The organism is Amycolatopsis sp. NPDC003861 (assembly GCF_053605405.1).
Map to the genome: position 1 here is coordinate 23,629 of NZ_JBSGJD010000030.1, position 12,308 is coordinate 35,936.

The window sequence follows — 12,308 nt, forward strand, 5'->3', positions numbered from 1 at the left end:
TCACGGTCCGTCAGACCGCGTTCGGCGGTCGGTGATCACGCGGCGGGAGGTACGTCCTGGAATTGTCTTCTTTTTGGCGCTTGACTATTCTGCGGTCATTTCCGGAAAAGGACGGCCGGAACGCTGGACCCGAGGGCCTGGTACCCCGCCGGGTTGAGGTGCAGGTGGTCGCCGACGTCGTAGGCGGGCAGCAGCTGGGCCGGCTTCGCCGGGTCGCGGGCCACCTTGTCGAAGTCCAGCAGCGCGTCGAAGTGGCCCGGCTGGCGGATCCACGCGTTGACGCGCTGACGTGCTTCTTCCCGGGCCGGGTCGTCGTAGCCGGTGTTGCCGCCGAACGGCGTGATCGTCGCGCCGTACACCTGGATGTCCTGGGCGTGGGCGCGGACGAGGATCTGGTCGTAGGCGTCGATCAGCTGCGCCGCCACGTCGGCGGCGGCCTCCGGGGTGGCCGTGCCGATGTCGTTGACGCCCTCGAACACGATGGCCCAGGAAACCCCGCTGGTGGACAGCAGATCGCGGTCCAGGCGGGCCAGCACGTTCGGGCCGAGGCCGTCCTGCAGGACGCGGTTGCCGCCCGCCGCCTGGTTCACCACGGACACCCCGTGCAGGCGCGCGGCGAGCACGTTCGGCCAGCGGTCGTTGCCGTTGGTCGTCGAGCCGCGGCCGTCGGAGATCGAGTCGCCGATCACCGCCACCGCGGACGCCGGGGACAGCACCTCGATGCCGCTGAGGAAGTACCAGTGGTCGACCGGGGTCGCGCCCGGCAGTTCGAGGTCGGAGACGTGGTTGCCGGCCAGGAGGTACGACGTCGTGCGCGAGCCCGGGTGCGAGGTGATCGACGTCGAGGCCTGGCCGTGCGCCAGGTACGCCGTCACCGCGATGTTCTCCAGCGACCGCACCGGGAACGGCAGCGGGTCCGACACGACCTGCGCGCCCTGCGGCACCGTGGTCGACGGCTTGCCGTGGAAGGTCACCGGGAGGACGCTGCCCGGCACCACGGAGGAGACGCCCGCCGCGCCGGCGACCGGGCGCGCCACCGTCACCGCGGTCAGCGGCAGCGGCGCGCCGCCGAAGGCGTTGGAGAACCGCAGCCGGATCCGCGGGCCGCCCACCGTCACCTGCGCCGTCTCGCGCAGCGATGCGTTGTCGAGCACGCGATCGGTGCCGGTGAAGGGCGCCGGCGGCAGGTTTCCCGGCTCGGTCAGCTGGGGCATCGACGTCCACGTCGCCACCCAGCCCGACGGGGCGGGGCGGCCGGAAGCGCCGACGAAGAGCACGGTGAGCACGGCCAGGCAGAAGATCACCAAAGGACGTTTCACAACGAGAACTCCGGGGTCAGGACCCGGTCCGCGCCGACGACGCGGCGTGCCCCGGTCAGCGTGCAGTGCAGGGTCGTGACGATCTGTTCGCTCGACGTGCCCACCCGCAGCTCGACGTCGCCGGGGTCGACCTGCCGCTGCCGCGCGCGGCCGGTGTAGGACGTCAGGTCGGCGTGCAGGGCGATCTCCAGGACGCAGGTTTCGCCCGGCGGCAGGGAAACCCGGCGGGCCGCGATGAGCTGGCGCTCCGGCCGGGCCACCTCGGCCACCGGGTCGTGCAGGTAGACCTGGACGACTTCGGACGCCTCGCGCCCGTGGTCGTTGCGCAGCGTCACCCGGACCCGGCAGACGCCGTCGGTCGGCCACAGCGAGCCCGTCGCGCTGACGTCGAGCCAGGTCACCGGCCGGTAGGACAGCCCGTGCCCGAACGGGAACAGCGGCGAAGGATCCACTGTGGACACCTCGCTGCGCCGGCCGAGCGGCGCGGCCAGGTAGGTCGAGGGCTGGCTCGCCCCGGCCGCCGGGAAGCTGACCGGCAGCCGGCCGGCCGGGTCGAGCCGGCCGCTGAGGACGTCGGCCAGCGCGCCCGCGCCTTCTTCGCCGGGGTAGAAACCGCAGACGACCGCGGCCAGCCGCGGCAGCTGGCGGGACAGTTCGTACGGCCGTCCCGAGAGCAGCACGACGACCACCGGCTTGCCCGTGTCCAGCAGCGCGTCCAGGAGTTCCTCCTGACGGCCCGGCAGCCGCAGGTCGGCCGCGTCGCAGCCTTCGCCGGACGTCCCGCCGCCGAACAGCCCGGCCCGGTCGCCCAGCACGGCCACACACACCGACGCGTCCTCGCACGCGGCCACGGCCTGCGCGATTCCGTCGTCGTCGCCACCGGTGACCGGGCAGCCCAATGCGTAAGTCACGTCGTAGGTGGAGCTCAGTGCCTCGAGCACGGTCGGCACCGAGACCCCGAACGGCACGTCGGGGTGGTGGACGCCGACGTGCAGCGGGAACGAGTAGCAGCCGAGCATCGCGCCCGGGGTGTCCGCGCGCGGCCCGACCACGGCGACGCGGGTGCCGGGGGAGAGCGGAAGCGTGCCGTCGTTGTGCAGCAGCACGATGGACCGCTCGGCGACCTCGCGGGCCAGCGCCCGCGATTCGGCGTCGTCGAGGTCGATCTCCTCGGGGACCTCGGGTGCCCAGTCCGCGTCGAGCAGGCCGAGCTCGCACTTCTGGCGCAGCACGCGTTCGAGGGCGCGGTCGACGGCGGCGACATCGACCGCGCCCCCTTCCACCGCGGCGAGCAGCGGCTCGCCGTAGCAGTCCATGGTCGGCAGCTCGACGTCGATGCCCGCGGTGAGCGCCTGCCGGGCGGCGTCGGCGCGGTCGGCCGCGACACCGTGCAGGCGGTGCAGGAACGCCACCGAGAAGTAGTCGGCGACCACCGTGCCGTCGAAGCCGTAGGTGTCCCGCAGCAGCTCGGTCAGCAGGGCCGGGTCGGCGGCCCCCGGAACGCCGTCGACGTCGGTGTAGGTGTTCATCACCGACCGGGCGCCGGCCCGCAGGGCCTGTTCGAACGGCGGGAGCAGGACGTCGGCGATTTCGCGCGGGCCGGCCGAGACCGGGGCCAGGTTGCGCCCGGCGCGTGAGGCGGAGTACCCGACGAAGTGCTTCAGCGTGGCGACGATGCCGGCCGATTCGAGCCCGGCGACGTACGCGCTGCCGATCGTCCCGACCAGGTAGGGGTCCTCGCCGATGGTCTCCTCGACCCGGCCCCAGCGCAGGTCGCGCGCCACGTCGAGGACCGGTGCGAGGCCCTGGTGCACCCCGATCTCCCGCATGGTCCGCCCGATCTTCTCCGCCATCCGGCGGATCAGGTCCGGGTCGAAGGTCGCGCCCCACGACAGCGGGGCGGGGAAGATGGTCGCCTGCCACGCGGCCAGCCCGGTCAGGCATTCTTCGTGCACCACCGCGGGAATCCCGAACCGGCTGCTGGTGACGATCTGCCGCTGGGTGCGCGCGAGGCTGTGCGCGCCGATCACCGGGTCGACCGGCCGGGTGCCGAACGCGCGGGTCAGCTGCCCGATGCCGTGCCGGACCAGGTCGTCGAGGTCCACCGCCGCGTCGACGAAGTCGTGCTGGTGCGGCGCCATTTCGCCGCCGGAGTCGATGCCGACCCAGACCCCGTAGAGCTGGGCGAGCTTCTCGCGCAGGGTCATCCGGGCCATCAGGGCGCGGACGCGCTCGCCCGGGTCGGCCGCGGGGTCGCGCCACGGCTCTCCGGCCGTGGTGGGCTGCGTGGTCAAGGCTGGTCCGCCCTTCGTCTGGGGAGGAGTGAGGAGGGGGAGGTTCAGGGGAGGGCGCGGGTGGAGTGCCGCACCACCAGGCCGGTGTCGAGCGTGACGTGGGTCCGCTCGACCTCGTCGCCGTTGATCAGCGCGATGAGCATCCGGATGGCCCGGTGCCCCATCTCGCGGATCGGCTGGTCCACTGTGGTCAGTGGCGGGCTGCAGAGCGCCGACTCGGGCACGTTGTCGAAGCCCACCACGGAAAGGTCGTCGGGCACGGCGAGCCCGAGCTCGCGGGCCGCGCCCACGGTCGCGATGGCGGAGATGTCGTTCGCGGCGAACACCGCGGTCGGCCGGTCCGGGCCGGTCAGCAGGGCGTGCGCCGAGGCCGCGGAGACCTCCGGGTCGTAGGCGCCGATCCGGATCAGGTCCTCGTCGGGCGCGATGCCCGCCGCCGTCAGAGCCCGCAGGTACCCGGTCTTCCGCAGTTCGGCCGACTGCAGGTCGGGCCGGCCGGCGAGGAACGCGATCCGCCGGTGGCCCAGGTCGAGCAGGTGCTCGGTGGCCAGCTGGGCGCCGCGCAGGTTGTCCGAGTCGATGGTCGGCAGGTGCGACGGCCCGGTGTGCGGGTCGACGGCGACGACCGGCGTGCCCGGCACCGCTTCCAGCGAGACGGCGGGGGTGACCAGCACGGCGCCGTCGACGAGGGTGCCGCTCAGCCGGGAGAGGTAGCGCTTCTCCCAGCCCACCGGGTCTCCGGTGCGGCCGCCCGCGGAGTAGACGACGAGTTCGAAGCCGCTGCCGCGGATGGCGTCCGCGGCTCCCTTGAGCAGCTCGGTCGAGAACGGTTCGAGGTCGGCGACCAGGATGCCGATGACGTTCGTCCGGTGGTTTCTCAGGCTCTGCGCCACCAGGCTCGCTTCGTAACCGAGCTCTTCGATCACGGCGCGGACTCGCGCGAGCGTCGCGGCGGAGACGCCGTAGCGCTCGTTGATCACCTTCGAAACCGTGGCCACCGAGACGCCGGCCCGGGCGGCGACGTCACGGATGGTCACCCTGGAACTGGGCTGCATCGGCTCAGACTAGCCATAGAAAACGTTATCGACAACGATTGACACGGCATTTGTCCCGGGAGCAGACTCTTCGCCAACCCGGGCGCGGAAGCCGCCCCGTCCAACTCGGCCGAAGCTGTCAGGAGTGGACCCACGATGTTTGTGAAACGCCGGATCACCGTTCTCGCCGCCCTGGCGGCCATTGCCCCGCTGGCGCTGTCCGCGTGCAGCGGGGGGAGCGAAACCCCCGCTCAGCCGAGCGGCCCGGTCACCTTGACCTGGTGGCACAACGGCACCACCGACCCGATCAAGTCGGTCTGGGCCCAGGTGGTCGCCGACTACCAGAAGGCGCACCCCGAAGTCACGATCAAGGCCCAGCCGCTGCAGAACGAGGACTTCAACACGAAGGTCCCGCTCGCCCTGCAGTCGGCCGAGCCGCCGGACATCTACCAGTCCTGGGGCGCGGGCGACCTGGCTGGGCAGATCACCTCGGGCAAGGTCGCCGACATCACCGAAGACACGAAGTCGTGGATCGAGCAGGCCACCGGCAAGTTCGGCGAGAAGTGGCAGGTCGACGGCAAGCAGTACGGCGTGCCGTTCACGCAGCACTTCGTCGGCTTCTGGTACCGCAAGGACCTGTTCCAGCAGGCGGGGATCACCACCCCGCCGAAGACCATGGACGAGCTGAACGCCGCCGTCACGGCGTTGAAGGCCAAGAACATCGCGCCGATCTCGGTCGGCGGCAAGGACCGCTGGCCGGATGCCTTCTATTTCAACTACTTCGCCATCCGCGAATGCTCGACCGCGGTGCTCCAGCAGTCGGTGAAGGCGGTCAAGCTCGAGGACCCGTGCTGGACGAAGGCCGGGCAGGACCTGAAGAACTTCCTGGCCACCGAACCGTTCCAGACCGGGTTCGCCGGCACACCCGCCCAGCAGGGCGCGGGCAGCTCCGCCGGCCTGGTCGCCAACGGCAAGGCCGCGATGGAACTGCAGGGCGACTGGGAGCCCGGCACGATGTCGTCGCTGACCGAGGACAAGGACCTGGACTCGAAGATCGGCTGGTTCCCGTTCCCGACCGTGGCGGGCGGCCAGGGCGACCCGGCGGCCGCGCTCGGCGGCGGTGACGGATACGCCTGCACCACCCGGGCCGCCAAGGCGTGCACGGCCTTCCTGCAGTACCTGGTCAGTGAGCCGGTGCAGACCGAGCTCGCCGCGAAGGGGACCGGCCTGCCCGTGAACGCCGCGGCCGCGAAGTCGCTGAAGACCGACGTGCTCCGGCAGGTCAACGACTACGGCACGAAGGCGCCGTACGTGCAGATGTACTTCGACCGGGCCTTCCCGACGGCGGTCGGCGCCGCGCTGAACGACGCGGTGGCCAACATGTTCGCCGGCCAGGGCACCCCCGAAGGCATCGTGACCGCCGTCAACCAGGCCGCGGCGGGCAACAAGTGACCACGGCGACGACCCCGGCGCGGGCGGCGGCGCGGCCGCCCGCGCCGGCGGTCCACGCCCGGGTGAAACGCTCCGGTCTCGGCAAACGCCTGGAACTGGTGGTGCTGCTCGGGCCGGCCCTGCTGGTGTTCATCGGGTTCGTCCTGGTGCCGATCGGGATCGCCGCCTTCTACAGCCTGTTCAAGTGGAACGGCTTCGGCGCGCTCGACGACTTCGTGGGCTTCGACAACTACGCCGACGCGTTCAACGGCTCGGTGTTCCAGAGCGCGATCGTGCACAACCTGATCATCGCCGGGTTGTCGATCGTGGTGCAGCTGCCGCTGTCGATCGGGCTGGCGATGTTGCTCAACCGGAAGCTGCGGGGCCGCACCGTGCTGCGCGCCCTGGTGTTCGCTCCCTACGTGCTGTCCGAAGCGATCACCGCGGTCATCTGGTCGCTGATGTTGCAGCCGGGCGCGTTCGCCGACCAGGTGCTGAAGGGTGCCGGGCTCGGTGGGCTGGTGCACAACTGGCTGGCGGACCCGGGCATCGTGCTCTACACGATGTTCGCGGTGATCACCTGGAAGTACATCGGCTTCGGCATCATCCTGCTGCTCGCCGGCCTGCAGGGCGTGCCGGCCGAACTGCGCGAAGCCGCGGCGCTCGATGGCGCGTCGGCGTGGCAGACCACCCGGCACGTCGTGCTGCCGCTGCTCGGCCCGACGATCCGGATCTGGATCTTCCTGTCGGTGATCGGCTCGCTCCAGCTGTTCGACCTGGTCTGGATCATGACCCAGGGCGGCCCGGCCAACGCGTCGACGACGATGGCGACCTACCTGATCGACCACGGCTTCAAGCGCTACGAGTTCGGGTTCGGTTCGGCGGTGGCGGTGATCCTCTTCGTCATCTGCTTCCTGTTCGCCCTGCTCTACCAGCGGTTCGCGCTCCGCCGCGACACCGAGGGCGCCCTGACCAGGATGGTGGGCTGATGCGGTCCGGCAAGTTCGGCCTGTCGATGGGCTACCTCGCGGCGATCGTCGTCATCGGCGTGACGGTCGTGCCGCTGCTGTTCGTCGTGCTCGGCGGGTTCCGCACCAACGCCCAGATCAACTCCGACCCGGCCGGGCTGCCCGGCCCGTGGGTGACCGACAACTACGCCTCGGTCCTGGGCTCGAGCGCGTTCTGGACGTTCCTGGGCAACAGCGCACTGATCGCCGTGATCGCGACCGCGGTCGCGGTCGCCCTCGGGTCGATGGCCGGGTACGCCCTGTCGCGGTACCAGTTCAAGGGCCGCGAGGCGTTGTACACGCTGTTCACCATCGGCTTGCTGTTCCCGCTGACGGTGGCGACGCTGCCGCTGTACCTGTGGCTTCGCCAGCTGGGCATGCTCGAGAGCTTCTGGGGGGTGGCGATCCCCGAGGCGGCGTTCTCGCTGCCGGTGACGATCGTGATCCTGCGGCCGTTCATGCACGCCATCCCGGGCGAGATCGAGGACGCGGCCGTGCTCGACGGCGCCACCCGGCTCGGGTTCTTCTGGCGGATCCTGCTGCCGCTGTCGACGCCCGCGCTCACCACGGTCGCCGTGCTCGCCTTCGTCACCAGCTGGAACGCCTACCTGCTGCCGCTGCTCGTGTTCAACGACTCCGGGCACTTCACGCTCCCGCTCGGCGTCGCGATGTTCCAGTCCCAGTTCTCCCAGGACACCGCCAGGGTGCTCGCGTTCACCGCCCTGTCGGCGATCCCGGCGCTCGCGTTCTTCGTGCTCGCCGAACGGCGCATCGTCGGCGGGCTGACCGGATCCGTGAAGGGCTGACTCAGGAGGTCTCCGTGCCGTCCGAGGTACATCGCCGTGCCTTCCTGCAACTACTCGCCGTGGCCGGGGCGGCGGGGTCCGTCACCGTGCCGGGCCTCGCCGAGGCCGGGACCGGCTTCCCGCTGGTGGCACGGGGAAAGGCCGCGACGATCGTGGTCGGCTCGGGCGACCTCCCCGGCGTGCGGCGGGTCGTGGGCGACCTGGCCGCCGACATCGAGCGAGTGACCGGCGTGCGGCCCGCCGTGTCGGCCGACGTCGTCCCCGCGCACGGTCCGGTCGTCGTGGTCGGCACGCTGGGCCACAGCCCGCTGGTCGACGACCTGGTCGCGGCGGGCAAGCTCGACGTCACCGGGATCGCCGGGAAGTGGGAGACGTCGCTGAGCCAGGTCGTCGACGGCCGGCTCGTGCTCACCGGCAGCGACCAGCGTGGCGTGATCTACGGCGTCTACGAGGTTTCCCGGCGCATCGGCGTTTCGCCCTGGTACTGGTGGGCGGACGTGCCGCCGCGCAAGCAGGCGGAGCTGCACCTGCCGGGCGAGCGGTTCAGCCTCGGCACCCCGCACGTGAAGTACCGCGGGTTCTTCATCAACGACGAGAACCCGGCGCTGGGCACCTGGGCCCCGGCGTACTTCGGCCCGGGCCAGGCGCCCGGGTTCCCGAACGGCTTCAACCACCTGTTCTTCGCCAAGGTCTTCGAGACCATGCTCCGGCTGCGGGCCAACTACCTGTGGCCGGCGGTGTGGGGGCGGGCGTTCGCCGAGGACGACCCGCTCAACCACGCGACGGCCAAGGAGTACGGCATCGTGATGGGCACCTCGCACGAGGCGCCGATGATGCGCGGGATCGAGGAGTGGAACCGGCACGCGGTGCCCGCGGTCCGCGACGCGGCCGGGAACATCACCACGCCGGGCCACGACCCGTACGGCGGCACGGGGGAGTGGAGCTTCCGCCGCAACGGCGAGGCGATCAAGGCCTACTGGACCGACGGCATCCGCCGGATGGCCCGCGAGGACTTCGAAGGCGTCGTCACGCTCGGCATGCGCGGCAACGGCGACGTCGGCCTGCCCGACGGCGACGGCATCGAGCTGATGCGCGAGATCATCGCCACCGAGCGGGAGATCCTGGCGCGCGAGCTCTCGACGGACGTCCCGCAGGTCTGGACGCTGTACAAGGAAGTCCAGCGGTACTGGGCGAAGGGCCTGCGCCCGCCGGACGACGTCATCGTCGTGTTCACCGACGACAACTGGGGCAACATCCGCAAGATGCCCGACCGGTCGCTGCCGCCGCACCCCGGCGGGTACGGGCTGTACTACCACTTCGACTACGTCGGCGGCGGCCGCAACTACAAGTGGGTCGACACCGCGCTGCTGGCGAACACCTGGGAGCAGCTGCACCAGGCGTTCGCCTACGGCAACGACCGGCTGTGGGTGGCCAACGTCGGGGACATGAAGGGCAACGAGCTGCCGCTGCAGTTCTTCCTCGACTACGCCTGGGACCCCGCTTCGCTGCCGGTCGAGCGACTGTCCATTTGGGAGCGTTCGTTCGCGTCGGAGAACTTCGGTGCGGGGCTGGCCGGCGACGTCGCCGGAGTGCTGCACGACTACGGGCGCCTGCAGTCCCGCCGCAAGCCGGAGCTGCTGAACCGGCGGATCACGGTGGACCCGGCCGGCACGATCACCTACGACGACCAGATGACGCCGTTCAGCCGGGTCAACTACCGCGAGCTGGACCGGGTCACGCAGGAGTGGCAGGACCTCTCGGCCCGGGCGGAGAAGATCTCCGCGCGGCTGCCCGCGGCCTACCGGGATGCCTTCTACGAGCTGGTGCTCTACGCGACGAAGGCGACGGCGAACCTGTACGCGCTGCGGCGCGCCGAATTCACCAACCTGCTCTACGCCGCTCAGGGGCGGGCTTCGGCGAACGGCCTCGCCGCCGTCACGGAGGCCCGCTTCGCCGACGATCTCGCGCTGGCGGAGAAGTACAACACCGGGATCGCAGGCGGAAAGTGGAAGGGCTTCCAGACCCAGCCGCACATCGACTACGGCGACGTCGAGCGCTACGGGCCGAACGCGCCGTGGCAGCAGCCGGAGAAGGACAACGTGGCCCTGCCGGACGTGATCTTCCCGGCGGTGAAACGCCTCGACCTGCCGGCGGCGGCGTCGCTGGCGGTCGCCGTCGACGGCTCCGAGCAGGCGTGGCCGGGTGCGCCCGGGCGTCCGGTGCTGCCGGAGTTCAGCCCGTACCAGAGTGCGCCGCCGCAGTATGTCGACGTCTTCAACCGCGGCCGGGAACCGTTCCGCTGCACGGTTTCCGCCGGAGTGCCGTGGGTGCTGATCGAGCCGCGCGGCGGCCGGGTGACCGAGGAGCTGCGGATGACCGTCCGGATCGACTGGGCCCGGGCTCCGAAGGGCGCGACGACGGTCCCGATCACGGTGTCGGGCGCGGGCGGCTCGGTGGTGGTGGACGCGGTGGTGCGCAACCCGGCGCTGCCGCCGTCGTGGCGGCGCGGGTTCGTCGAGGCCGGCGGGTACGTGTCGATGGAGGCCGAGCACTGCAGCGCCACCATCGGGACGGCGGACGCCGGCTGGCGGCGCATCCCGGACATCGGACGGACCGGCGCGGGGATGACCCCGTTCCCGGTGACGGCGGGGAGCCGCGCACCGGGGACGGGGCCGCGCCTGGAGTACCGGGCGACGCTGTTCACGACCGGGCCGGTGACGGTGTGGGCGTACCTGTCCCCGCGCAGCAACGTGCTCCCGGGCGACGGGCTGAGGTACGCGGTCTCGTTCGACGACGCGGAACCGCAGGTCGTCAACATCACGACGGCCACGGGCGCGGACGACACGGCCATGAACCGGCAGTGGGAACGGACCACTTCGGACAACGTGAACCTGACCTCGACGCGCCACACGATCGAGGCCGCGGGGCCGCACGTGCTGAAGTTCTGGATGGTCGACCCGGCGGTGGTCCTGCAGAAGCTGGTGATCGACACCGGCGGGCTGAGGCCGAGTTACCTGGGGCCACCGGAGAGCACACGGTGGCCGTGGTGAGCGGGAGTGGCCCGGGTCCGCGCCGTCGGGCAACGCTGCCGGACGCCCGCTCGAACGCCCGCCCGCCGGGGGCGCCCCCCGAATTCCACTCTACCGGTGGGCACCGACAGTTCCGGGGCCCGGAAGCCGCTGATCGACCGGCGCCGCGCCCGCCGGCCGTGGATCAGCCGCGATCGCTAGCTCGCGCCGCCGGTCAGCACCCGGTAACCCCGGTGGGCCGGCGCCGCCGTGCTGTGCCGGACGACCAGGCTGGTCGCCAGCTCCAGGCGATGGCTCTCCGGATCGACCCCACGGGCCAGCGAAATCGCCAGCCGGGCGCCGGCCGCCGCCATCTCCTGCAGGGGCTGGCGGACCGTCGTCAGCTCCGGGGTCAGCCAGCGGGCGATCGGCAGGTCGTCGAAGCCCACCACGGAAAGGTCGTCCGGGATGCGCAGCCCCGCGTCGCGCGCCGCCTCGTACACGCCGAGGGCCTGCAGGTCGCTGCCGGCGAACACCGCCGTCGGCCGGTCCGGGAGGGTGAGCAGTGATGCCAGTTCCCGGTAGCCGGCCCGGACGTGGAAGTCGCCGCGGCGCACCAGCGCCGGGTCGAAGGCCAGGCCGGCCGTCTCCAGCGCCGTGCGGTACCCGTCGATCCGGGCCCGGCTGCACAGCACCCCCTCCGGTCCGCCGATCATCGCGATCCGGCGGTGGCCCAGGTCCACGAGGTGCCGGGTGGCCGTCAGCCCGCCCTGCCAGTTCGTCGCCCCGATCGAGGGCGTCTCCGGTCCCGGCGCACCGGCCGGGTCGACCACGACCAGCGGGATGTCCCGGGCCCGGAGCTTCGCCAGCTGCCCGCCGGTGAAGTCCGAGCACACCGAAACGATGCCGACCGGCCGCCGGGCGAGGACGCTCTCCAGCCAGCTCTGCCCGGGCGTGTGCCGGCCCGACGATTCCGCCAGCACGACCGCCATTCCGTTTTCGCGGGCGACGCACTCGACGCCGCGGATGATTTCAAGAGCCCAGGTGCTTTCGAGTTCGTGGAACATCAGTTCCAGGAGCCGGGAACGGCGGGAACGTTCGTCGGCGCGGCGCCGGTACCCGTATTTCCCGATGACGGCTTCGACGCGGGCGCGCGTGCTTTCGGCGACGTCGGGACGCCCGTTCAACACTTTCGAAACTGTCGGGACGGAGACACCGGTCTCGGCGGCGATCCGGGCGATGGTCACCCGGGTCTCGGTCGGCTCGAGCTCGTCAGACTTCGTTGTCATGGAGGAGATTCTAGGTCATCGAAACCTGATTTGAAACGGTTGGAAAGTTTCGGAGCACCATTGTCTCGCGGAGGATGAAGATGCTGGGAAGAATTCCTAAGAAACGGCTCATGCTGGCGG

The 12,308-nt window shown here is 71.2% G+C and carries 8 protein-coding genes; 4 read left to right on the top strand and 4 right to left on the bottom strand.

Going from position 1 to position 12,308, the window contains the following annotated elements:
- Positions 1–95: 95 nt before the first annotated feature.
- From ACWEVN_RS10905 to ACWEVN_RS10915, 3 genes are read right to left on the bottom strand one after another with little or no spacing between them, the layout of a single operon-like run.
- A complete protein-coding gene (locus ACWEVN_RS10905; RefSeq protein WP_449687260.1) occupies positions 96–1,319 on the bottom strand; it encodes an SGNH/GDSL hydrolase family protein in 1,224 nt (407 codons plus the stop codon).
- Positions 1,316–3,613 carry a beta-xylosidase/alpha-l-arabinosidase gene (locus ACWEVN_RS10910; protein WP_449687259.1) on the bottom strand — a complete coding sequence of 766 codons (2,298 nt, stop codon included), beginning with the start codon at positions 3,611–3,613 and terminating at the stop codon, positions 1,316–1,318. The genes ACWEVN_RS10905 and ACWEVN_RS10910 overlap by 4 nt, the downstream gene beginning before the upstream one ends.
- Before the next feature lie 44 nt (positions 3,614–3,657).
- Positions 3,658–4,668, bottom strand: coding sequence for a LacI family DNA-binding transcriptional regulator (locus ACWEVN_RS10915; protein WP_449687258.1), 1,011 nt, complete (start codon positions 4,666–4,668; stop codon positions 3,658–3,660).
- A gap of 135 nt (positions 4,669–4,803) precedes the next feature.
- Between ACWEVN_RS10915 and ACWEVN_RS10920 the strand changes: the two genes are divergently transcribed.
- Genes ACWEVN_RS10920 through ACWEVN_RS10935 form a run of 4 tightly spaced genes read left to right on the top strand, consistent with a single transcriptional unit; the run spans position 4,804 to position 10,941 of the window.
- Positions 4,804–6,099, top strand: a complete 1,296-nt coding sequence (locus ACWEVN_RS10920) for an extracellular solute-binding protein (protein WP_449687257.1) — start codon at positions 4,804–4,806, stop codon at positions 6,097–6,099.
- Positions 6,096–7,067 carry a carbohydrate ABC transporter permease gene (locus ACWEVN_RS10925; protein WP_452051090.1) on the top strand — a complete coding sequence of 324 codons (972 nt, stop codon included), beginning with the start codon at positions 6,096–6,098 and terminating at the stop codon, positions 7,065–7,067. Before ACWEVN_RS10920 ends, ACWEVN_RS10925 begins: the two co-directional genes overlap by 4 nt.
- Positions 7,067–7,891, top strand: coding sequence for a carbohydrate ABC transporter permease (locus ACWEVN_RS10930; RefSeq protein ID WP_449682576.1), 825 nt, complete (start codon positions 7,067–7,069; stop codon positions 7,889–7,891). The genes ACWEVN_RS10925 and ACWEVN_RS10930 overlap by 1 nt, the downstream gene beginning before the upstream one ends.
- Before the next feature lie 14 nt (positions 7,892–7,905).
- Positions 7,906–10,941, top strand: a complete 3,036-nt coding sequence (locus tag ACWEVN_RS10935) for a glycosyl hydrolase 115 family protein (RefSeq protein WP_452051091.1) — start codon at positions 7,906–7,908, stop codon at positions 10,939–10,941.
- Positions 10,942–11,117: 176 nt separating this feature from the next.
- Here ACWEVN_RS10935 and ACWEVN_RS10940 read toward each other — a convergent pair whose 3' ends face one another.
- On the bottom strand, positions 11,118–12,188 hold the full coding sequence (locus ACWEVN_RS10940; RefSeq protein ID WP_449682574.1) for a LacI family DNA-binding transcriptional regulator: 1,071 nt from the start codon (positions 12,186–12,188) through the stop codon (positions 11,118–11,120).
- Between the last annotated feature and the right edge of the window lie 120 nt (positions 12,189–12,308).

Bases quoted from the DNA above. Each gene is read 5' to 3' on its own strand.
- ACWEVN_RS10930 (WP_449682576.1), top strand. From the start codon at position 7,067: ATGCGGTCCGGCAAGTTCGGCCTGTCGATGGGCTACCTCGCGGCGATC.
- ACWEVN_RS10915 (WP_449687258.1), bottom strand. From the start codon at position 4,668: ATGCAGCCCAGTTCCAGGGTGACCATCCGTGACGTCGCCGCCCGGGCC.
- ACWEVN_RS10940 (WP_449682574.1), bottom strand. From the start codon at position 12,188: ATGACAACGAAGTCTGACGAGCTCGAGCCGACCGAGACCCGGGTGACC.
- ACWEVN_RS10920 (WP_449687257.1), top strand. From the start codon at position 4,804: ATGTTTGTGAAACGCCGGATCACCGTTCTCGCCGCCCTGGCGGCCATT.